We start from the raw sequence: 21,775 nt of genomic DNA on the forward strand, positions 1-21,775 counted from the left end.
GCTCTTCAGGGCGCCGGCGCGATCGCCTCGGCGTACTCGTAGAGCAGGCCCAGCAGCTCCTCGCCTTGTTCGTCGGCCGTTTCGGCCGCGGTGTCGATCTCGGCGAAGAACTGGTCGACATTGCGCGCCCCGCCTTCGCCTTCGAGCAGCCGCGCCGCGCGGTGCGCCTCCCAGCGCTCGGCCTCTTCCTCGGTCAGCGTGTCGAGGAAATTGCGCGCGCGGTAGCGAAAGAAGATCTCCTCGAGCCGCGGGTCGTCGAAGCCGGTGCGGGCCTGCGCGAGCGCGGCCGGTGCCAGTTCACGCAACTGGTTGAGCCGCCGCCGGTCGGCGTTGCCCACGAAGCCGCCGTACAGGTCCTCGTCGACGTCGGGCGTGGCCTCCTTGGGCCGCGCGTACACCTGAGGCCAGATCGCGCTCATGTCGGGCAGGCCGGCCGCGATCTCGGCATTGCGCAGTGCGGCCTCGAGGTCGATGTTCCAACGCTCGGCCATGGCCGGCGCCAGTGTCCGGAGCTTGCCCACCACCATCGGCGACTTGTTGAGGTGGATGCCCTTGACCGGCAGGCGCGTCACGCCTTCGGGCAGGTCGGCGCTGCGGGTGAACAGGCGCAGGCGCAGGGTCTCGACGTCGAGGTCGCGCAGTTCCGACGGATCGTGCGCCAGATCCCAGGCGATCAGTTCGTTCTTGTTGGTCGGGTGGCTGGCCAGCGGCCACATCACGGCCAGGCAGCCGCGCTCGGCCGGGAACATGCCCGAGACGTGCAGGAAGGGCCGCGCGGTCTCGCGCGTCGCGGGCAGGCCCAGTTCGTTCGCCACCCGGTCCTTGCGGTGCAGGCCGAAGGCGAAGTCGAACAGCTTGGGCTGCCGGTCGCGGATCAGCCGGGCCAGCGCGATGGTGGCGCGCACGTCGGACAGCGCATCGTGCGCCGCTTCGTGCAGCAGGCCGTTGGCACGCGCCAGGTCGCCGAGCTTGAAGCTGGGCTTGCCGTCTTCCTTCTTCGGCCACGTGATGCCTTCTGGGCGCAGCGCATAGGTCAGCCGCACCACGTCGAGCAGGTCCCAGCGGCCGCAGTCGTTCTGCCATTCGCGCGCGTAGGGGTCGATCAGGTTGCGCCAGAACAGGAAGCGCGTGACCTCGTCGTCGAAGCGGATGGTGTTGTAGCCCACGCCGATGGTACCGGGCTGCGAGAACACGCGCTCGACCTCGGCCGCGAACTGGTGCTCGGGCACGCCCCGCTCGAGCGCGAGCTGCGGCGTGATGCCGGTGATCAGGCAGGCCTCGGGGCTGGGCAGGTAGTCGGGCGCGGGCTGGCAATAGAGCATCAGCGGCTCGCCGACTTCGTTCAGCTCGGCGTCGGTGCGGATGGCCGCGAACTGCGAGGGCCGGTCGCGGCGCGGCACGGCGCCGAAGGTTTCGTAGTCGTGCCAGAGGAAGGTGTGGGAGGCCATGAGGATGCGGAGTCAGCGGTCGTGCAAAGACAAGGAGAATACTTTCATTGGCCGCCCGGGCAGAATCGCCGCCAAAAGGAGACGACCTCATGGACCCCTGGCTCAAAGCGGCGATCGACTACATCCCGACCTGGATGGCACTCCAGATGCAGCTCACGGAGCGCCCCGGGTGCGCCATCGCCATCCAGCACCGGGAGCGCACGGTGCTCGACCTGGCGCTGGGCCAGGCCGACATCTCCACCGGCGCGGCGCTCACGACCCGCCACCGGTTCCGCGCCGCCTCGCACTCGAAGACCTTTGCCGCTGCCGGCATCCTCAAGTTGCGCGAACAGGAGCGGCTGCAGCTGGACGACCGGATCGGTGAGCACCTGGATGGGCTGCATCCCGAGATCGCGAAGGTCCGCATCGCGCAGTTGCTCTCGCACGGCGCGGGCGTCACGCGCGACGGCGCCGACAGCGGACAGTTTGTCGACCGCCGGCCCTTTCTCGATGCGGCCGCGTTGATGGAGCAGCTGGCACAGCCCGCGGTGCTGCCCGCCAACACGCGCTTCAAGTACTCCAACCACGGCTATGCCTTGCTGGGCCTGCTGGTCGAGAAGCTGAGCGGCGAACCCTACGTCGACTGGCTCCAGCGCGAGATCATCGACGCGGCGGGCCTGACGAACACCCGGGCCGATGCCGTGCCCGGCGAGCGGCTCGGCCTGGCCTCGGGGCACAGCGGCAAGGCCCTGCTCGGACATCGCGTGGTGATCCCCGGCGACATGCCAACGCATGCCATGGCCGCCGCTGCCGGCATCGTCAGCACCGCGGCCGACCTGGCGCATTTCTATGCGCAGCTGGCACCCGAGGCCCGGCGCAGCGTGCTCCGCCGTGAAAGCCGCCACGACATGCTGCAACGCCACTGGCAAGCGCCCCACACCACCGTGCCCGGCTGGTACGGCCTCGGCGTGATGCAGGGCAACGGGATCCCCGGCTGGGACTGGTTCGGCCATTCCGGCAGCCTGCAGGGCTACATCACGCGGACCTGCGCGGTGCCGCAGCAGCAACTGACGATCTCGGTGCTGACCAACTCGATCGACGGCTTTGCCTGGCCCTGGGTCGACGGCATCCTCCAGATCCTCCAGCGCTTCGCCACCCATGGCGCCCCGAGCGCCCGCACCCGGGCCTGGTCGGGCCGCTGGTGGAACCTGTGGGGGCCGATCGACCTGGTGCCCATGCGCGACAAGGTGTTCGCCATCTCGCCGACGCTGGCCGCGCCCTTCACCGACGCGACCGAACTCACGGTGCTGGGCAAGGACCGCGCCGTGATGAGCCTGGCCAGCGGCTATGCGAGCCATGGCGAGCCCGCACGGCTCGAGCGCGATGCGCGTGGCGAGGTCAAGGCGGTCTGGCTCGGCGGCTCCTGCCTGCGGCCACGCGCGCAGGTGGCGCGCGAAGTCAGGCGACGCTACGAGGACTGAGGCTCACAACAAGGGCGAGAACAGCCTTGCCACCGCATCGCCGAGTCGGCGCGGAAAGGTCTGCGGCCGGTTCAGGCGCACCGCGGCGGCGCTGTGGAGGTCGGTCTCGAACTGGGCGGTCAGCGGGCGCGCCAGGGCCGGACCGTACACCACCGCCATCACCTCGAAATTGAGGCGGAAGCTGCGGTTGTCGAAGTTGGCGGTGCCGATCATCGCGCAGTGGTCGTCGACCACCAGCGTCTTGGAGTGCAGCATGCGGGCCTTGTACTCCCAGACCTTGACGCCGGCCGTGATCAGCTCGTCGTAGTAGGAGCGCGCGGCCGCGCTCACGATGGCCGAATCGCTGCGCCGCGGCACCAGCAGCCGCACGTCGACGCCGCGCAGCGCGGCGCTGGTCAGCGCCATCAGCGCGGGCTCGCCGGGCACGAAGTACGGGGTGGTGAGCCAGGCGCGCTGGCTGGCCGAGTGGATGGCCTCCACATGCATCCGGTGGATCGCCTCGAGCGGGCTGTCGGGGCCGCTGGTCACGATCTGCGCGGGGATCTCGCCGGCCGTCATGCGCGGCAGCATGTGCTCGAGCGACTCGTCCACCATGCGGCGCGCGCTCTCGCCGGTGGCATAGCTCCAGTCCTCGAGGAAGGTGGTCTGCAGCCAGCGCACCGCGCTGCCCTCGATGCGCAGGTGCACGTCGTGGTAGGCATCGGGCTGGGTGCGCCGGTCTTCCTCGTCGGTGATGTTCACGCCGCCGGTGAAGCCGACGTGCCCGTCGCACACCACGATCTTGCGGTGGGTGCGGTAGTTGGTCACCGGCCGCAGCCGGCGGCCGATGCGCGTGTCGTGGAACAGCGCGACGTGGATGCCGGCCGCATGCATGGGCGCCATGAACTTGCGGCCGATGCGCTTGGAGCCCAGCGCGTCGAGCAGCAGCCGCACCGTCACGCCCTGCTGCGCGCGCTCGATCAGCAGGTCGCGCAGCGCGGTGCCGATGCGGTCGGGCTCGAAGATGTAGTACTCGAGATGAACATGGTGGCGCGCGGCGCGCACCGCCTCGAAGATCGCATCGAAGGTGCGGGCCCCGCCCGAGAGCAGCTGCACGTCGGTGGCGCTCGACACCGGGATGCCGCAGGCGGCCGTGCCCAGCGCCGCCATGTGCCGCAGCGCGGGCGGCGCCTTCTCCGCCCCCTCGCGCAGCAGCGCGATGTCGGCCGGCGCCTGGGCGATGGCCCGGCTGCGCAGCCGCTTGAGTCGCTGCTTCTTGAGCCGCTGGGGCCCGAGGAAGTAATAGACCAGGAAGCCCGCGAAGGGCAGCAGGGCCAACGACAGGATCCAGCTCATGGTGGACACCGGCGCGCGCTTCTGCAGCACGATCCAGATCGACAACACCGCGATGTAACCGCTCCACGCCAGGGAGAGGCCGGTTTTCCATTCTTGGCTGAGTTGGGGAAGGATCAAGGTCGGGCAAAAGAAAAAGGCCGGTAGCGATGCTACCGGCCTTTGGTGTCGTTCCCGGGCCACCGACGGATCGGTGGCGGGATTCGTCAGCCTGCCGCGGCTTCCTCGGGCTCGGGCTTGGCCTTGCCTTCCTTCTTGGGCAGCGGCTGGATGTCCAGCTGCACTTCGCCCTTGTCGTCGAGGTCCACCGTCAGGCGGCCGCCGTCCTGCAGGCGTCCGAACAGCAGCTCGTCGGCCAGTGCACGACGGATCGTGTCCTGGATCAGGCGCTGCATCGGGCGTGCGCCCATCAGCGGATCGAAGCCCTTCTTCGCCAGGTGCTTGCGCAGCGCGTCGGTGAAGGTGACGTCGACCTTCTTCTCGGCCAGTTGCGTCTCGAGCTGCAGCAGGAACTTGTCGACCACCCGCAGGATGACGGTTTCGTCCAGTGCCTTGAAGCTCACGGTCGCGTCCAGGCGGTTGCGGAACTCGGGCGTGAACAGGCGCTTGATGTCGGCCATCTCGTCGCCCGATTCACGGGCGTTGGTGAAGCCGATGGTCGCCTTGTTCATGGTCTCGGCACCCGCGTTGGTCGTCATGATGATGATGACGTTGCGGAAGTCGGCCTTGCGTCCGTTGTTGTCCGTCAGCGTGCCGTGGTCCATGACCTGCAGCAGCACGTTGAAGATGTCCGGGTGCGCCTTCTCGATCTCGTCGAGCAGCAGCACCGCGTGCGGCTTCTTGGTGACGGCCTCGGTCAGCAGGCCGCCCTGGTCGAAACCGACGTAGCCCGGAGGCGCGCCGATCAGCCGGCTCACCGCATGGCGCTCCATGTACTCCGACATGTCGAAGCGCATGAGCTCGATGCCCATGATGTAGGCCAGCTGCTTGGCGGCTTCGGTCTTGCCGACGCCGGTGGGGCCGCTGAACAGGAAGGAGCCGATCGGCTTGTCGCCCTTGCCCAAGCCCGAACGCGCCATCTTGACCGCGGAGGCCAGCACTTCGAGTGCCTTGTCCTGGCCGAACACCACGCTCTTGAGGTCGCGTTCCAGCGTCTGCAGCTTGCCGCGGTCGTCGTTGCTGACGTTGGCCGGGGGAATGCGGGCGATCTTCGCGACGATTTCCTCGACTTCGGTCTTGCTGATGGTCTTCTTGCGCTTGCTCGGCGCGAGGATGCGCTGGGCCGCGCCGGCTTCGTCGATCACGTCGATCGCCTTGTCGGGCAGGTGACGGTCGTTGATGTACTTGGCGCTGAGCTCGGCCGCGGCCTGCAGGGCCGCCACCGCGTACTTCACGCCATGGTGTTCCTCGAAGCGCGACTTCAGGCCCTTGAGGATGTCGACCGTTTCCTGCACGGTGGGCTCGACCACGTCGACCTTCTGGAAGCGACGCGACAGGGCCGCATCCTTCTCGAAGATGCCGCGGTACTCGGTGAAGGTGGTCGCGCCGATGCACTTGAGCTGGCCGCTCGAGAGCGCCGGCTTGAGCAGGTTCGAGGCGTCCAGCGTGCCGCCCGATGCGGCGCCCGCGCCGATCAGCGTGTGGATCTCGTCGATGAACAGGATCGCGTTCGGCTTGTCCTTGAGCGACTTGAGCACGCCCTTGAGGCGTTGTTCGAAGTCACCGCGGTACTTGGTGCCGGCCAGCAGTGCGCCCATGTCGAGCGAGTAGACCTGGGCTTCGCCCAGGATCTCGGGCACATCGCCCTGCGTGATGCGCCAGGCCAGGCCTTCGGCGATCGCGGTCTTGCCCACGCCGGCCTCACCGACCAGCAGCGGGTTGTTCTTGCGCCGGCGGCACAGGATCTGGATCACGCGCTCGACCTCGTACTCGCGGCCGATCAGCGGATCGATCTTGCCGTCCTTGGCCATCTGGTTGAGGTTCTGGGTGAACTGCTCGAGCGGCGAGGCCTTCTCGCTCTTCTCGTTGCCGCCCTCCTCGCCTTCGTTGGAAGGCGATTCGGCGCTGCCCTTGGCGGCTTCCGGCGGATCGCTCTTCTTGATGCCGTGGGCGATGAAGTTCACCACGTCGAGGCGGGTCACGCCCTGCTGGTGGAGGTAGTACACCGCGTGCGAATCCTTCTCGCCGAAGATCGCGACCAGCACGTTGGCGCCGGTCACTTCCTTCTTGCCGTTGCCCGTGGACTGCACGTGCATGATGGCGCGCTGGATCACGCGCTGGAACCCGAGCGTGGGCTGGGTGTCGACGTCGTCGGTACCCGCCACCTGGGGCGTGTTGTCCTTGATGAAATTCGTCAACGACGCGCGCAGGTCATCGACGTTGGCCGAGCAGGCGCGCAGTACTTCCGCGGCACTCGGGTTGTCCAGCAAAGCGAGCAGCAGGTGCTCCACCGTGATGAACTCGTGGCGCTGTTGCCTGGCCTCGACAAAGGCCATGTGCAAGCTGACTTCCAGTTCCTGGGCAATCATGAGATTTCCTTTTGCCTTGCTGTAAATAACTTCTTCTCAAATGGGTCAGAGTCCGATTTATTCAACCGGTTCACTGACACATTGCAATGGGTGGCCGGCCTGGTGCGCCGCCTCCATCACCTGGTTGACCTTGGTGGCGGCCATGTCGCGCGAATAGACACCGCAGACGGCCCGGCCGTCGAGGTGGATCTTCAGCATGATCTGGGTCGCCGTCTCGCGGTCCTTGTTGAAAAATTCCTGGATGACCACCACGACGAACTCCATCGGCGTGTAGTCGTCGTTGAGCATCACCACTTGATACATCTGCGGCGGTGCGGTCTTCTGCGGCCGGCGCTCCAGGACGACTGCATCGCCGTCACCCCGGCCGGGCTTCTGGGCCGGCGGCGTGGTGGGTTTGGAGGGGATTCTGGTTGCCATGAAAATCATTCTATCGAGCGAGCAAGCGCCATGCCGACGCCAGAGGAATTGGTGGCAGCTTTTGCAGAAAACAAGGGCCGGCGAAGCGCACAAATTGCGTTCTGCGCAAGAAAAAACCCCGGCATCCTTGCGGAAGCCGGGGCGGACCGGGCCGGCGCCCCGCCCGGCACAGGGCCGGACGCGCGCCGTCGGCGTTCGGGATCAGCCGTGGACGGCCGCCAGCGCCGCGTTGAGCGTCGCGCTGGGGCGCATCACGGCGTCGCACTTGGCCTCGTCGACCAGGTAGTAGCCGCCGATGTCGGCCGGCTGGCCCTGCACGGCCTGCAGCTCGCCGATGATCTTCTGCTCGCCCTCGGCCAGCGCCTTGGCCAGGCCGGCGAACTTCGCCTGCAGTGCCTTGTCCTCGGTCTGGGCCGCCAGTTCCTGCGCCCAGTACAGCGCCAGGTAGAACTGGCTGCCGCGGTTGTCCAGCTGGCCGGTCTTGGGCGACGGGTTCTTGTTGGTGTCCAGCAGCTTGCCGGTGGCGGTGTCCAGCGTCTTGGCCAGCACCTTGGCCTGGGCATTGCCGGTCTTCAGGCCGAGGTCCTCCAGCGAGACGGCCAGCGCCAGGAATTCGCCCAGCGAGTCCCAGCGCAGGTGGTTTTCCTCGACCAGCTGCTTGACGTGCTTGGGGGCCGAGCCGCCCGCGCCCGTCTCGTACATGCCGCCGCCGGCCATCAGCGGCACGATCGACAGCATCTTGGCGCTGGTGCCCAGTTCCATGATCGGGAACAGGTCGGTCAGGTAGTCGCGCAGGATGTTGCCGGTCACCGAGATGGTGTCCAGGCCGCGGATCACGCGTTCCAGCGTGTAACGCATGGCGCGGACCTGCGACATGATCTGGATGTCCAGGCCCTTGGTGTCGTGGTCCTTCAGGTACTTCTGCACCTTCTTGATCATCTCGGCTTCGTGCGGGCGGTACGGGTCGAGCCAGAACAGGGCCGGCATGCCCGAGTTGCGGGCGCGCGTGACGGCCAGCTTGACCCAGTCGCGGATCGGGGCGTCCTTGACCTGGCACATGCGCCAGATGTCGCCGGCTTCCACGTCCTGCGACAGCAGCACCTCGCCGGTGGCGAGGTCGACGATGTTGGCCTGGCCGGCTTCCGACACCTCGAAGGTCTTGTCGTGCGAGCCGTATTCCTCGGCCTGCTGCGCCATCAGGCCCACGTTCGGCACGGTGCCCATGGTCACCGGGTCGAAGTTGCCGTTGGTCTTGCAGAAGTTGATGATTTCCTGGTAAATGCGGGCGAAGGTGCTTTCCGGGATCACCGCCTTGGTGTCCTTGGGCTTGCCGTCGGCGCCCCACATCTTGCCGCCGATGCGGATCATGGCGGGCATCGAGGCGTCGACGATCACGTCGTTGGGCGCGTGCAGGTTGGTGATGCCCTTGGCCGAGTCCACCATCGCGAGCTCGGGGCGGTGTTCGTGGCAGGCGTGCAGGTCACGGATGATCTCTTCCTTCTTGGTCGAAGGCAGCGTCTCGATCTTCGTGTAGAGGTCGACCATGCCGTTGTTCACGTTCACGCCCAGCTCGTCGAAGGTCTTGCCGTGCTTCTCGAAGGCTTCCTTGTAGAACACGCGCACCGCGTGGCCGAACACGATGGGGTGCGAGACCTTCATCATGGTCGCCTTGACGTGCAGCGAGAACATCACGCCGGTCTTGCGCGCGTCTTCCATCTCGTGCTCGTAGAAGGCGAGCAAGGCCTTCTTGCTCATGAACATGCTGTCGATGATCTCGCCGTCGAGCAGCGACACCTTGGGCTTGAGCACGATGGTCTTGCCGCTCTTCGTGACCAGCTCCATCTTGACGTCGCGGGCCTTGTCGATGGTGAGCGACTTTTCGCCGTGGTAGAAGTCGCCGTGCTTCATGTGCGCCACGTGGGTGCGCGACGCCATGCTCCACTCGCCCATGCTGTGCGGGTTCTTGCGGGCGTATTCCTTGACCGCCTTGGGGGCGCGGCGGTCCGAGTTGCCTTCGCGCAGCACCGGGTTCACGGCGCTGCCCAGGCATTTCGAGTACTTGGCGCGGATGGCCTTTTCCTCGTCGGTCTTGGGATCTTCGGGGTAGTCGGGGATCTTGTAGCCGCGCGCCTGCAGTTCCTTGATCGCGCTGGTCAGCTGGTGCACCGAGGCGCTGATGTTCGGCAGCTTGATGATGTTGGTGTCGGGCAGCAGCGTGAGCCGGCCCAGTTCCGACAGGTTGTCCGGCACGCGCTGGGCGTCGGTCAGCGCCTCGGGGAACTGGCCCAGGATGCGGGCCGCCACGGAAATGTCGCTGGTCGTGACATCGATGCCGACCGGCGCCGTGAAGGCGCGCACGATGGGCAGAAATGCGCGGGTCGCGAGCGCCGGGGCTTCGTCGGTCAGCGTGTAGATGATGGTTGGTTGCGTCGTGCTCATGCGCCTACATCCTTGATTCGTATGGTCTTTGTGTTCACCGGAGTTCACCGGAATTTGCAATTGTCGCCGCTCGCGGGGCGCACCCGCTGTGGGGGCGCCCGATGAGCTTGCCGGGTGCAGGGCGACCGCGCCTTGTCGGGCGTCAGGAAATCGCGTGGGGCCGGCGGGCCGGCCTCACATGTTGTCGATCATCACCTGCCCGAAACCCGAGCAGCTGACCTGGGTCGCGCCCTCCATGTTGCGGGCGAAGTCGTAGGTCACGCGCTTGCTGGCGATCGACTTCTGGAGCGAACTGATGATCAGGTCGGCGGCTTCCTTCCAGCCGATGTGCCGCAGCATCATCTCGGCCGACAGGATCTCGGAGCCGGGGTTCACGTAGTCCTTGCCGGCGTACTTGGGCGCCGTGCCGTGCGTGGCCTCGAACATCGCGACCGTGTCGCTCAGGTTGCCGCCGGGCGCGATGCCGATGCCGCCGACCTGCGCCGCCAGCGCGTCAGAGATGTAGTCGCCGTTGAGGTTGAGCGTGGCAACCACCGAGTATTCGGCCGGGCGCAGCAGGATCTGTTGCAGGAAGGCGTCGGCGATGCTGTCCTTGATCGTGATGTCCTTGCCGGTCTTGGGATTCTTGAAGCGCATCCAGGGGCCGCCGTCGAGCAGCTCGGCGCCGAACTCCTTGGCCGCCAGGCCGTAGGCCCAGTCGCGGAAGCTCCCCTCGGTGAACTTCATGATGTTGCCCTTGTGCACGATCGTGACCGAGGGCTTGCCGTTGTCGATCGCGTACTGGATCGCCTTGCGCACCAGGCGCTCGGTGCCTTCGCGCGAGACCGGCTTCACGCCGATGCCCGAGGTGTCGGGGAAGCGGATCTTGTGGACGCCCATTTCCTCCTGCAGGAATTTGATGAGCTTCTTCGCCTTGTCGCTTTCGGCCTCGAATTCGATGCCGGCATAGATGTCCTCGGAGTTCTCGCGGAAGATCACCATGTTGGTCTTCTCGGGCTCCTTCACCGGGCTGGGCACGCCCTTGAAATACTGGATCGGCCGCAGGCAGACGTAGAGGTCGAGCTGTTGGCGCAGCGCCACGTTGAGCGAGCGGATGCCGCCGCCGATCGGCGTGGTCAGCGGGCCCTTGATCGAGATCACGTAATCGCGCACCGCCTGCAGCGTTTCCTCGGGCAGCCAGACGTCGGGGCCGTAGATCCGGGTCGACTTCTCGCCGGCGAAGACTTCCATCCAGTGGATCCTGCGCTGGCCGCCATAGGCCTTGGCGACGGCGGCATCGACCACCTTGAGCATCACCGGCGTGATGTCGCGCCCGGTGCCGTCCCCTTCGATGAACGGAATGATCGGCTGCTCCGGCACATTCAGCGTGTTGTCGGCATTGACCGTGATCTTCTGACCCTCGGTCGGGACGGTGATGTGCTGGTAGTCGGACATGGGCGGAGGGGCTCCCGGAGAACGTTGATGGCTGGAGGAATTTCCAGCGCTGAAATGGCGGTGCGAAATGACCGCGTAAAGGCCGTAGAATTTTAGACGCAAGCAATGAAATCAAAGGCGCTGTCAACCGCGGCCGGATCGGCTTCGTTGTTTGCAGACCTTCTGCTGGGCGGAAGGCGTTTTCACTAACTTCTCGAGGAATTCCTAAATGAACAAAGCTCTCGCAGTCATGATCGCCGGCCTTTTCGCAGCGGGCGCCTACGCTCAGAATCCGCCCGGCGCGTCGGCTGAACAGTCGGCTGTGACCAACACCAAGCCCCAAGCACGTGCCGATGCCAAGGTCGCATCCAAGCCGGCTGGCCAGGTCAAGGCCGGCGCAGGTGGCGACATCAACAAGACGCCCGAAGGCGGCGCCATCGGCACCGACAAGGCAGCCGTGGCCGGCGAAAAGCGCGCTGAAACGCGCGACAACCGCCGCCGCGCCAAGGACGGCAGCGTGAAGCGCAAGTCGACCCAAGGCGGCACGCCCAACTGATCGACCCGGTCGATTGAAAAAAAGCGTTCTTCGGAGCGCTTTTTTTTCGCCCGCGTCCGGCCCCCGTCAGGCAGGGCGCGCGCGCAATTGCTACGCTTCGGTTTGATCGTCAGAAAGAAGAAAGCTGATTCCATGTCATTGCGTCTCCCCGCCCTCCTCTCGGGGCTTCTCGCGCTCTGCCTGTCCGCGACCGCCGCCCTGGCCCAGGTTCCGCAGATGGACCTGCAGCGCACCCGGATCTCGGCCGGCATGTACCAGATCGACGCGCAGGTCGCGCTCACGCCCCAGCAGCAGCAGACCGGCCTCATGTACCGCAAGGAGATGCCCCAGGCCGAAGGCATGCTGTTCGTTTTCGAGCAGCCCAGCACCCAGTGCTTCTGGATGAAGAACACGCTGCTGCCGCTGAGCGCGGCCTTCGTGGCGGACGACGGCCGCATCGTGAACCTGGTCGACATGCAGCCGCTCACGCTCGATTCGCACTGCTCCGAGGAGCCGGTGCGCTACGTGCTCGAGATGAACCAGGGCTGGTTCGCCAAGAAGAACATCAAGAAGGGCGCCAAGCTGACGGGCGCTCCCTTCCAGGCCCGGCGCTGAAAAAAGCCTGGCCCGCCACCATGCAAAAAGCCGGCACGCGGCCGGCTTTTTGCAGGGGTCACCCGAAGGCGATCAGCCGAAATTCTTTTCGGCGAATTCCCAGTTGACCAGCTTGGCCAGGAAGGTCTCGACGAACTTCGGACGCAGGTTGCGGTAGTCGATGTAGTAGGCGTGTTCCCAGACGTCGACGGTCAGCAGCGCGGTGTCGGCGGTGGTGAGCGGCGTGCCGGCAGCACCGGTGTTCACGATGTCGACCGAACCGTCGGCCTTCTTCACCAGCCAGGTCCAGCCCGAACCGAAGTTGCCCACGGCCGACTTCACGAAGGCTTCCTTGAAGGCGTCGTAGCTGCCCCACTTGGCATCGATGGCCTTGGCCAGCGCGCCGGTCGGTGCGGCACCGCCTTGGGGCTTCATGCAGTTCCAGAAGAAGGTGTGGTTCCAGATCTGGGCGGCGTTGTTGTAGATGCCGCCGCTGGCCTTCTTCACGATTTCTTCAAGCGTCAGGGACTCGAACTCGGTGCCCTTCTGCAGGTTGTTCAGGTTCACGACGTACGCGTTGTGGTGCTTGCCGTAGTGGTACTCGAGGGTTTCCTTCGAGTACTCGGGCGCCAGCGCGTCGAGTGCGTACGGGAGAGGAGGAAGAACGTGTTCCATGTTTTTTGCTCGTGGGTTGGTTGAAGGACTCGGGGATTCTAGAAAGGATTCAATGCCCCTGCGTCGGCGGACGCCGCGTCGTGCGCGATGTCACCGTGAGGTCCAGGGTGCCATCGGCCAGCCGCGCGCGCAGCGCCTCGCCGGGCTGTGCCTGCGCGACGCTCGTGAGCGCCTGGCCCTGCGCATTCTCGAGCCAGGCATAGCCGCGTTGCAGCACCTGTGCCGGATCGAGCAGCCGCAGCCGCGCGGCCAGCCGGTCGAGCCGCTCGGCCTGCGCCTTCGCGCCCTTGGCCCAGGCCGTGGGCCAGGCTTGCTGCACCGCCTGCTGGCGCAGCGCCAGGCGCTCGCGCTGCGCGGCCACGGCATAGCGCAGCCGTTGGGCCTCGTGCGTCAGCCGCATCTGCTGGCGCAGCACCGCGGTCGAAGGCCGGCCCATGCGGCCGGCGGCGAGGTCGAGCCGCTGGCCGAGCGCGTCGAGGCGCCCGCCGACGGCATCGCGCAGCTTCTGCTCGATCAGCTCGAGCGCGCCCAGCCACACCTCGCGCGGCGCCGACACCAGCTCGGCCGCCGCGGTGGGCGTGGGCGCTCGCAGGTCGGCGCAGAAATCGGCGATGGTGAAGTCGGTCTCGTGGCCGATGCCACTGATCACCGGCACCGGGCTCTCGACGATGGTGCGGGCCAGCGCCTCGTCGTTGAAGGCCCAGAGGTCCTCGATCGAGCCGCCGCCGCGCACCAGCAGGATCACGTCGACCGGTGCCGGCATCGCATAGAGCGAACGCAGCGCGCGCACCAGCTCGGCCGGCGCGGCAGCCCCCTGCACCGCGGCTGGCGCCAGCACCACCTGGATGTGCGGCACGCGTCGGCGCAGCGCGGTCACGACGTCGTGCAGCGCCGCCGCCCCCAGCGAGGTGACCAGGCCGATCGAGCGCGGCAGGGTCGGCAGCGCGCGCTTGCGCGCGGGGTCGAACAGGCCTTCGGCTTCCAGCATGGCCTTGCGCTGCAGGAACTGCTCGAACAGCGCGCCCTGCCCGGCCCGCGTCAGGCTCTCGACGATGAGCTGCAGGTCGCCGCGCGGCTCATACACCGCCAGCCGGCCGCGCACCTCGACCTGGTCGCCCTCGCGCGGCGAGAAGTCGACCAGGCTGGCCGCGCGCCGGAACATCGCGCAGCGCAGCTGGCCGCTGGCGTCCTTGAGCGAGAAGTAGCAGTGTCCGCTGGCGGCCCGGGAGAAGCCGGAAATCTCGCCCCGCACCGTGACCGGGTTGAAGCGTGCATCGAGCGCATCGGCGACCGCGTGGCACAAGGCGCCGACGGCCCAGATGCGCGGGCCCGCTCCCGCGGGATTGTCGCGGCCGTTCATGCCGCGGGCGCGCCCGCCGGCGTCACTCTTCCACAGTCGGGTGCCGAGGACCACGCCCCGCACGAAGACGTCCCAGGCACGCACAGGTTGTGGTGCAACTCATTGATTTGAAAGGGGAAATAGCTGCTCAAAATTAAGTCGAATCAATGACAGGGCCTGTTCATGCGGGTCCGGACCCGTTGCCCACGCAGTTAATCACAAAGTTATCCACAGAAACTGTGCGTCGCCGCCTACGGCTGGACCACCGCCGTCGCGACACGCCGCTCGGTGATAATCGCCGCGCATTTGCAGTCCACGGGCCGGAGGGATTCCTTGTTTTCCATCATAGTTGCTGCGGGTTGGCCCATCTGGCCGCTTCTCGCCTGTTCGGTGCTCGCATTGGCGCTCGTGATCGAGCGTTTCAGCAGCCTCAAGACCTCCCGCGTGATGCCGCCCAAGCTGCTCGACGAGGCCATCACGGTCTCGCGCAACACGGTCCCCGGTCCCGACGTGGTGGCCAAGCTCGAACAGAACTCGGCGCTCGGCGAGGTGCTGGCCGCGGGCTTTCGCGCGCTCAACGCCAATCCGCATTGCGCCGAGGACGACCTGCGCGCGGCCATGGAGGCCTCGGGCCGCACCGTGGCGCACCGGCTGGAGCGCTGGCTGCCGGCGCTGGCGACCATCGCCTCGGCGGCGCCGCTGCTGGGCCTGCTGGGCACCGTGATCGGCATGATCGAGATCTTCGGCGCGCAATCGCCGGCCGGCGGCGCGGTCGGCTCGGGCAACCCGGCCCAGTTGGCGCACGGCATTTCGATCGCGCTCTACAACACGGCCTTCGGCCTGATCGTGGCCATTCCCACGCTGATCTTCTGGCGCTACTTCCGCACCCGCGTCGACGAATACCTGATGAACCTCGAGCTCGCCGGCGAGCGCTTCGCCCGGCACCTCAACGCCCTGCGCAAGTGACGCGATGAAGCCCGGCCGCATGCATTTCCGCCACGGTTCGCGCGACGAGCCGGAGATCAACCTGATCCCCTTCATCGACGTGCTGCTGGTGGTGCTGATCTTCCTGATGCTCTCGACCACCTACAGCAAGTTCACCGAGATGCCGCTGCGCCTGCCGGTGGCCGATGTGGATGCGCAGCGCGACCATCCCAAGGAGGTGATCGTCGCGGTGTCGGCCGACGGCCGCTACTCGATCAACCGCAATGTGCTGCCCGACCGCAACGTCGAGACGGTCACGGCCGCCCTGGGCGCCGCGACCGGCGGCAACCGCGAGGCCGTGGTGATCATCAGCGCCGATGCCAGTGCCGCCCACCAGAGCGTGATCACGGTGATGGAGGCCGCGCGCCGCGCGGGCCTGATGCAGATCACCTTCGCCACCCAATCGACCGCGCAGGCGGGGCGCTGACTTGGCGCTGCAGCGCGCCTGGCGCACGCGCGGCCCGCTCGCGTGCCTGCTGTGGCCCGTCTCGCTGCTGTTCGGCGCGCTGGCGGCGCTGCGGCGCGCGCTCTACCGGCTCGGCTGGCTCGCCACCGAGCGCATCGACGTGCCGGTGATCGTGGTGGGCAACGTGGTGGCCGGTGGCGCGGGCAAGACACCCGTGGTGATGGCCATCGTGCAGCACCTGCAGGCCCGCGGCATCGCGGTCGGCGTGATCTCGCGCGGCCACGGCCGGCGCACCGACGACTGCCGCGAAGTCCGCCCCGACAGCGATCCCCGCGACGTGGGCGACGAGCCGGCCCTGGTGCGGCGCGCGACCGGCGCCCCGATGTTCGTGGCGCGCCGCCGGATCGAGGCCGCGCGGGCCCTGCGCGCGGCCTACCCGGCGGTCCGCGTGCTCGTCAGCGACGACGGGCTGCAGCATCTGGCGCTGGCGCGCGACATCGAGATCTGCGTGTTCGACGACCGCGGCATCGGAAACGGCTGGCTGCTGCCCGCCGGCACCTTGCGCGAGCCCTGGCCGCGCCCCGCCGACCTGGTGCTGCACACCGGCGCCCATCCGGCCTTCGCGGGCTACACGGCACGGCGCGCGCTGGCCGACGTGGCACTGCGCAGCGACGGCACGTCCGTGCCGCTGTCGGCCTTGCGCGACCGCCCGCTGATCGCGGTGGCCGCGATCGCCAAGCCCGAAGCCTTCTTCGAGATGCTGCGCGGGCAGGGGCTGGCACCGTCGTCCTGCATCGCCTTGCCCGACCACCATGACTTCGAGGATTGGGCGCCGGTTCCGGCGGCACGGGCCACGGTGCTGTGCACCGAGAAAGACGCGGTGAAGCTCTGGCGCCACCAGCCCGACGCGCTGGCCGTGCCGCTCTGCTTCACGCCCGAGCCGGCCTTCCTCGCGGCACTGGATGCGCAGCTATCATCGCTCGATGGACACCAAGCTTCTTGAACTGCTCGTTTGCCCCGTGACCAAGGGGCCGCTGCAATGGGATGCCGAGCGGCGCGAGCTGGTCTCGCGCAGCGCGCGCCTGGCCTATCCGGTGCGCGACGGCATTCCCGTGCTGCTCGAAAACGAAGCCCGCACGCTCTCCGACGAAGAACTCGGCCTCTGAAGGCCGCCGCGGCGCCGCGGCCCTCCGGTCTTCGCACCTTTCTCCTGTCGTCACCATGCACGTTCCCTTCACCGTCCTGATCCCGGCGCGGCTGGCCTCCACGCGCCTGCCCGACAAGCCCCTGGCCGACATCGGCGGCCTGCCGATGGTGGTGCGCGTGGCCCAGCGCGCGCGCGCCTCGGGCGCCACGCGCGTGGTGGTGGCGGCCGACGACCGCCGCATCGTCGAGGCCTGCGCCGCGCACGGGGTCGAGGCCCTGCTCACGCGCACCGACCATCCGAGCGGCAGCGACCGGCTGGCCGAGGCCTGCACCCAGCTCGCGCTGGCCGACGACGCCATCGTGGTCAACGTGCAGGGCGACGAACCGCTGATCGACCCCGCGCTGATCGACGCCGTGGCCCGGGTGCTGGCGGCGCAGGACGAAGCCGTGATGAGCACGGCGGCCCACCCGATCGGCAGCACCGAGGAGTTCGCCAATCCCAACGTGGTGAAGGTGGTGCTCGACGCACGCGGCCACGCGCTCTATTTCAGCCGGGCGCCGATTCCCTGCTGGCGCGACGGCGCGGCGCTCGAAGGCGCGCCGGCCCTGCCGCGCGACCCGGCGCCGCTGCGCCACATCGGCATCTACGGCTACCGCGCCGGCTTCATCCGGCGCTTTCCGAGCCTGCCGCCGGCCCCGGTCGAAAGCACCGAGGCGCTGGAACAGTTGCGTGCGCTGTGGCATGGCTTTCGCATCGCGGTGCACGTCAGCGCTGACAACCCGGGACCGGGCGTCGACACGCCGGAGGACCTGGCGCGCGTGCGCGCCCTCTTCGCCAGCGGCTGAGTCCCTGTCCCGCGCGGCATTTCGTCACGAAAAACGCATGCTATCCTCGAAGCAACTCCGTCTTGCAGAGGGCCGCTTTGGCGTGCACGGCGTGACAGAAATCTAAGAACCGTCCGAGGACACCATGAGACTGATTTTGTTGGGCGCCCCCGGCGCAGGTAAAGGCACGCAAGCCGCTTTCATCTGCCGCAAATACAACATTCCGCAAATCTCGACCGGCGACATGCTGCGCGCCGCCGTCAAAGCCGGCACGCCGCTGGGCCTGCAGGCCAAGGCCGTGATGGACGCAGGCGCGCTGGTGAGCGACGACCTGATCATCAACCTGGTGAAGGAGCGCATCGCGCTGCCCGATTGCGCCAGCGGCTTCTTGTTCGACGGCTTCCCGCGCACCCTGCCGCAGGCCGACGCGATGCGCGCGGCGGGCGTCAAGCTCGACTACGTGCTCGAGATCGACGTGCCCTTCAGCGACATCATCGAACGCATGAGCGGCCGCCGCTCCCATCCGGCCTCGGGCCGCACCTACCACGTCAAGTTCAACCCGCCCAAGGTCGAAGGCAAGGACGACGCGACCGGCGAGGACCTGATCCAGCGCGAAGACGACAAGGAAGAGACCGTGCGCAAGCGGCTCGACGTCTACAGCCAGCAGACCCGCCCGCTGGTGGACTACTACGCCGCCTGGGCCCAGGCCGAGCCGGCGCTCGCGCCCAAGTACCGCGCCATCAGCGGCGTCGGCACGGTCGACGAGATCACCCAGCGCGCGCTGGCCGCCCTGGGCAACTGATCGAATCCGCCGGGCGGCGCGGGCTCACGCCTCCGGCGCCGCCAGCAGCAGTTCCAGCATCAGGGCGATGCGTGCCTTCACCGGCGTGAGGGCGCCGGCATCGCGCAGCGCCGCATGCGGCGTGGCCAGGATCCGGCCTTCGCTGCAACGGGTGGCACGCAGCACGGCCACGCCTTCCTGTTGCGCCTGCACGGCCGCAGCCTCCAGCGCCTGATGCAGCGAGCCGTTGCCCGTGGCCGCCAGCACCAGGCCCTGCACCGCATCGGCGGCGCCTGAGCGACGTTCCTGCAGCAAGGCCTCGACCAAGCGCCCGCCCGCGCCGGCGTGGCTCATGAGGATCTCCACACGCGGCCAGTCCGCGATGGCCGTCCGCCCGACCCGCGCCAGCCGCGCGGCCGCCTCGTCCTCGCGCGCCGGCCCTGGGCGCAGCCAGCGCACGGCCCCCTCCTCCACATAGCCCAGCGGACCGGCATCGCCCGAAGCGAAGGCGTCGAGGCGGTAGGTGTGGACCTTCTGCACATCCAGGGCGCCGTGCACCGTGCCGGCACAGGCGGCCATCACGCCGGACGCGCCCGGCATCGCGGCCACCGCGATCGCGTCGCGCAGGTTCTGCGGCCCGTCGGGGGCCAGCGCGGTGGCCGGGCGCATGGCGCAGGTCAGCACCACGGGCTTGGTGGGCGCCAGCACCGAGTGCAGGAAGAAGGCCGTTTCCTCGAGCGTGTCTGTGCCGTGTGTGATCACCACGCCGAGCACTTCGTCGCACGCCAGCCACTCGTTGCAGCGCGCCGCCAGCGCCTGCCACACCGCGAAATCCATGTCCTTGCTGTCCAACTGGGCGACCTGTTCGCTCTTCAGCGCCAATCCGTCGGGCAGGGACAGTTGCCGCACCAGCGCCTCCACCCCGATCTGCCCGGCGACATAGCCGAGGTTGTCGCCGGCGGAGGCCGCCTGCCCGGCGATCGTGCCGCCGGTGCCCAGCACCACCACGCAGGGGCTCGTTTCACTTTTTGTCACCATGGCTTGCAAAGTCCGGAAAACTGTTTAAAAATACAGGCACTGGATAAACAGACAGCGCCAAGGAGATTCACCATGCAGTTCGCCGTCAAGCTTACCGCCCGTCAGCAGCAGATTCTGGACCTGATCCGCGCCACCATCGCCCGGACCGGGGCGCCGCCGACGCGTGCGGAGATCGCGGCCGAGCTCGGCTTCAAGTCGGCCAACGCCGCCGAGGAGCATCTGCAGGCGCTGGCGCGCAAGGGCGCGATCGAGCTGCTCAGCGGCACCTCGCGCGGCATCCGGCTCAAGGGCGATGCGCTGCGTTCGCTCAACCAGTCCCGCGACAACCAGTTCTCGCTGTCCCTGCCGGGCATGGCCCAGCTGGCCCTGCCGCTGGTCGGCCGCGTGGCGGCCGGCTCGCCGATCCTGGCGCAGGAACACGTGGACCAGACCTACTACGTCGAGAACACGCTGTTCCAGCACCAGCCCGACTACCTGCTCAAGGTGCGCGGCATGTCGATGCGCGACGCCGGCATCATGGACGGCGACCTGCTGGCCGTGCAGTCCACCAAGGAGGCGCGCAACGGCCAGATCGTGGTGGCCCGGCTCGGCGACGAGGTCACGGTGAAGCGGCTCAAGCGCAACAAGACCGTGATCGAGCTGCACGCCGAAAACCCCGACTACCCGACCATCGTGGTGCAGCCCGGCGAGCCCTTCGAGATCGAAGGCCTGGCCGTCGGGCTCATCCGCAACACGATGCTGATGTAGGCCTCTTCCAAATCCAAACGGCTGCGCCAGGTGGCGGGCGTATGGCATGAGGCCATCACCCTGTCGCAGCCGGATCGACGCAATCCTGCCTGTGTTCAACCTCTGACTTCTGGAGTTCGCATGGGATTCGTTTTGCTCACTTTCGTGGATCTGCTGTCGCCGCTGCAATCGCTGGCCACCCGCTGGATGCCGGCGCAACGCGCACGCCGCGGCAATGGCGGCGGCATCGACCTCCGCTCGGACCTGCACTATGTGGCGGTGCGGCCCTCCTGCACGGCCAAGAACAACGATGCGCCGCACACGGCCACCGCCGCGTCGCGCGTCACGCGCCCGCTCCGCGTGGTGCGCACGGTCGACGCGCAGCAGCCGGGCCGGCGCGCCGGGCGCGTGGTGATCTCGGGCCGATTGGCCGATGTCTGCGCCGAACTCGATCGCCTCGCCGCGCTCGAGGCGGCGGAGAACATGCACAAGCCGCACGCGCTGCACTGAGCGGCAGCGCCAGCGCCGCGGCCGTGGGCCGTCGGCGCGCGACACCCTCCATGGCCCCGTGCATCCGGTTACGGGTGGTCGGTGCCATGGCATGCGCATGCTTTCGGATGACGCGAGGCACAATGGCACGCCATGAACATTGTGATTCTTGACGACTACCAGGACGCGGTGCGCAAACTGCAATGCGCGGCCAAACTCGATGCCTACGCCGCCAAGGTCTATACGAACACAGTCAGGGGCGTCGGCCAGCTGTCGGTACGGCTCAAGGATGCCGACGTGATCGTGCTGATCCGCGAGCGCACCCAGATCTCCAGGCAACTGATCGAGAAGCTGCCCAAGCTCAAGCTGATCTCGCAGACCGGCCGCATCGGCAACCACATCGACATCGGTGCCTGCACCGAACAAGGCGTGGCCGTGGCCGAAGGCAGCGGGTCGCCCCTGGCGCCGGCCGAACTGACCTGGGCGCTGATCATGGCGGCCATGCGCCGCCTGCCGCAGTACATCAGCAACCTCAAGCACGGCGCCTGGCAACAGGCAGGCCTCAAGTCGGCTTCGATGCCGCCCAACTTCGGCCTGGGTTCGGTGCTCAAGGGCAAGACGCTCTGCATCTGGGGCTACGGCCGCATCGGCCGCATGGTGGCGCGCTACGGCCAGGCCTTCGGCATGCAGGTGCTGATCTGGGGCCGCGACCAGAGCCGGGACCAGGCGCGCTCCGACGGCTTCCAGGTCGCCACCAGCCGCGAGGCCTTCTTCGCCGCCGCCGACGTGCTGACCATCCACCTGCGCTTGAACGACCAGACCCGCGGCATCCTGACGCTGGAGGACCTGTCGCGCATGAAGCCGACCGCGCTGTTCGTCAACACCTCGCGCGCCGAACTGGTCGAGCCCGATGCCCTGCTCGCGGCGCTCAACCGCGGGCGCCCCGGCATGGCGGCCATCGACGTGTTCGAAAGCGAGCCGCCGCTGCAGGGCCACGCGCTGCTGCGGCTGGAGAACTGCATCTGCACGCCGCACATCGGCTATGTCGAGCAGGACAGCTACGAGCAGTACTTCGGCCAGGCCTTCGACAACGTCGTGAGCTTCATCCGCGGCAACCCCACGAACATCGTGAACCCGGGCGCGCTGCAGGTCCGACGCTGAGGCGCCGCCCCGGCGCCCGCGCCGCGGGCCCGGTGGCGC

21 protein-coding genes are annotated in these 21,775 nt (G+C 67.8%); 12 read left to right on the forward strand and 9 right to left on the reverse strand.

The features are described 5' to 3' along the window. Positions 1 to 5: 5 nt before the first annotated feature. A complete protein-coding gene (sbcB, locus tag QTI20_RS08545) occupies positions 6 to 1,448 on the reverse strand; it encodes an exodeoxyribonuclease I (protein ID WP_286548464.1) in 1,443 nt (480 codons plus the stop codon). Between the two features lie 89 nt (positions 1,449 to 1,537). Between sbcB and QTI20_RS08550 the strand changes: the two genes are divergently transcribed. Further along, the gene (locus QTI20_RS08550; protein WP_286548463.1) at positions 1,538 to 2,908 is read left to right on the forward strand and encodes a serine hydrolase domain-containing protein; all 1,371 of its coding nucleotides are present in this window, start codon (positions 1,538 to 1,540) and stop codon (positions 2,906 to 2,908) included. A gap of 3 nt (positions 2,909 to 2,911) precedes the next feature. On the opposite strand, the gene cls is transcribed toward QTI20_RS08550, so the two are convergent. The 5 genes from cls to icd form a co-directional block, all read right to left on the reverse strand. Next, positions 2,912 to 4,360, reverse strand: coding sequence for a cardiolipin synthase (gene cls / locus QTI20_RS08555; RefSeq protein WP_286548462.1), 1,449 nt, complete (start codon positions 4,358 to 4,360; stop codon positions 2,912 to 2,914). Between the two features lie 86 nt (positions 4,361 to 4,446). Continuing rightward, positions 4,447 to 6,768 (reverse strand): ATP-dependent Clp protease ATP-binding subunit ClpA, encoded by a 2,322-nt coding sequence (gene clpA, locus QTI20_RS08560; RefSeq protein WP_286548461.1) that lies wholly within the window; start codon positions 6,766 to 6,768, stop codon positions 4,447 to 4,449. 57 nt (positions 6,769 to 6,825) lie between these two features. Next, on the reverse strand, positions 6,826 to 7,185 hold the full coding sequence (gene clpS, locus QTI20_RS08565; RefSeq protein ID WP_183023649.1) for an ATP-dependent Clp protease adapter ClpS: 360 nt from the start codon (positions 7,183 to 7,185) through the stop codon (positions 6,826 to 6,828). A gap of 201 nt (positions 7,186 to 7,386) precedes the next feature. Next, positions 7,387 to 9,624 (reverse strand): NADP-dependent isocitrate dehydrogenase, encoded by a 2,238-nt coding sequence (locus tag QTI20_RS08570; RefSeq protein ID WP_286548460.1) that lies wholly within the window; start codon positions 9,622 to 9,624, stop codon positions 7,387 to 7,389. A 174-nt stretch (positions 9,625 to 9,798) separates the two neighbouring features. Further along, positions 9,799 to 11,058: an NADP-dependent isocitrate dehydrogenase gene (icd, locus tag QTI20_RS08575; protein WP_286548459.1), complete on the reverse strand. Its 1,260-nt coding sequence runs from the start codon at positions 11,056 to 11,058 to the stop codon at positions 9,799 to 9,801. 229 nt (positions 11,059 to 11,287) lie between these two features. Here icd and QTI20_RS08580 point away from each other — a divergent pair, with 229 nt between their 5' ends. Further along, complete coding sequence (locus QTI20_RS08580) at positions 11,288 to 11,593, forward strand: cell envelope biogenesis protein TolA (RefSeq protein WP_286548458.1); 306 nt, start codon at positions 11,288 to 11,290, stop codon at positions 11,591 to 11,593. Positions 11,594 to 11,725: 132 nt separating this feature from the next. Next, a complete protein-coding gene (locus tag QTI20_RS08585; protein WP_286548457.1) occupies positions 11,726 to 12,187 on the forward strand; it encodes a DUF192 domain-containing protein in 462 nt (153 codons plus the stop codon). A gap of 72 nt (positions 12,188 to 12,259) precedes the next feature. On the opposite strand, the gene QTI20_RS08590 is transcribed toward QTI20_RS08585, so the two are convergent. Further along, the gene (locus QTI20_RS08590; protein WP_183023644.1) at positions 12,260 to 12,841 is read right to left on the reverse strand and encodes a superoxide dismutase; all 582 of its coding nucleotides are present in this window, start codon (positions 12,839 to 12,841) and stop codon (positions 12,260 to 12,262) included. A gap of 49 nt (positions 12,842 to 12,890) precedes the next feature. After that, on the reverse strand, positions 12,891 to 14,201 hold the full coding sequence (xseA, locus tag QTI20_RS08595; RefSeq protein ID WP_286548455.1) for an exodeoxyribonuclease VII large subunit: 1,311 nt from the start codon (positions 14,199 to 14,201) through the stop codon (positions 12,891 to 12,893). Between the two features lie 312 nt (positions 14,202 to 14,513). Between xseA and QTI20_RS08600 the strand changes: the two genes are divergently transcribed. The 6 genes from QTI20_RS08600 to adk all read left to right on the forward strand — a co-directional run bounded on the left by QTI20_RS08600 (position 14,514) and on the right by adk (position 18,343). Beyond that, complete coding sequence (locus QTI20_RS08600) at positions 14,514 to 15,146, forward strand: MotA/TolQ/ExbB proton channel family protein (RefSeq protein ID WP_183023642.1); 633 nt, start codon at positions 14,514 to 14,516, stop codon at positions 15,144 to 15,146. Between the two features lie 19 nt (positions 15,147 to 15,165). Further along, positions 15,166 to 15,591 (forward strand): ExbD/TolR family protein, encoded by a 426-nt coding sequence (locus tag QTI20_RS08605; RefSeq protein WP_286548452.1) that lies wholly within the window; start codon positions 15,166 to 15,168, stop codon positions 15,589 to 15,591. Position 15,592: 1 nt separating this feature from the next. Further along, positions 15,593 to 16,573, forward strand: a complete 981-nt coding sequence (gene lpxK / locus QTI20_RS08610) for a tetraacyldisaccharide 4'-kinase (protein WP_286574175.1) — start codon at positions 15,593 to 15,595, stop codon at positions 16,571 to 16,573. Further along, the gene (locus QTI20_RS08615; protein ID WP_183023640.1) at positions 16,554 to 16,736 is read left to right on the forward strand and encodes a Trm112 family protein; all 183 of its coding nucleotides are present in this window, start codon (positions 16,554 to 16,556) and stop codon (positions 16,734 to 16,736) included. The genes lpxK and QTI20_RS08615 overlap by 20 nt, the downstream gene beginning before the upstream one ends. 55 nt (positions 16,737 to 16,791) lie before the next feature. Continuing rightward, a complete protein-coding gene (gene kdsB, locus QTI20_RS08620; RefSeq protein ID WP_286548449.1) occupies positions 16,792 to 17,562 on the forward strand; it encodes a 3-deoxy-manno-octulosonate cytidylyltransferase in 771 nt (256 codons plus the stop codon). 124 nt (positions 17,563 to 17,686) lie between these two features. Beyond that, positions 17,687 to 18,343 carry an adenylate kinase gene (adk, locus tag QTI20_RS08625; RefSeq protein WP_183023638.1) on the forward strand — a complete coding sequence of 219 codons (657 nt, stop codon included), beginning with the start codon at positions 17,687 to 17,689 and terminating at the stop codon, positions 18,341 to 18,343. A gap of 24 nt (positions 18,344 to 18,367) precedes the next feature. On the opposite strand, the gene QTI20_RS08630 is transcribed toward adk, so the two are convergent. Continuing rightward, complete coding sequence (locus tag QTI20_RS08630; protein WP_286548448.1) at positions 18,368 to 19,360, reverse strand: asparaginase; 993 nt, start codon at positions 19,358 to 19,360, stop codon at positions 18,368 to 18,370. A 72-nt stretch (positions 19,361 to 19,432) separates the two neighbouring features. On the opposite strand from QTI20_RS08630, the gene lexA reads away from it, so the two are divergent. From lexA to QTI20_RS08645, 3 genes are all read left to right on the forward strand, one after another. Continuing rightward, entirely contained in the window at positions 19,433 to 20,107 is a 675-nt protein-coding gene (gene lexA / locus QTI20_RS08635) for a transcriptional repressor LexA (RefSeq protein ID WP_286548447.1), read from the forward strand. A 120-nt stretch (positions 20,108 to 20,227) separates the two neighbouring features. Then, positions 20,228 to 20,596 carry a hypothetical protein gene (locus QTI20_RS08640; RefSeq protein ID WP_286548445.1) on the forward strand — a complete coding sequence of 123 codons (369 nt, stop codon included), beginning with the start codon at positions 20,228 to 20,230 and terminating at the stop codon, positions 20,594 to 20,596. 132 nt (positions 20,597 to 20,728) lie between these two features. Next, complete coding sequence (locus QTI20_RS08645) at positions 20,729 to 21,736, forward strand: D-2-hydroxyacid dehydrogenase family protein (RefSeq protein WP_286548444.1); 1,008 nt, start codon at positions 20,729 to 20,731, stop codon at positions 21,734 to 21,736. Positions 21,737 to 21,775 lie beyond the last annotated feature (39 nt).

The organism is Variovorax sp. J2P1-31, assembly GCF_030317215.1.
In the GTDB taxonomy this organism is placed as follows: Bacteria; Pseudomonadota; Gammaproteobacteria; order Burkholderiales; family Burkholderiaceae_C; genus Variovorax.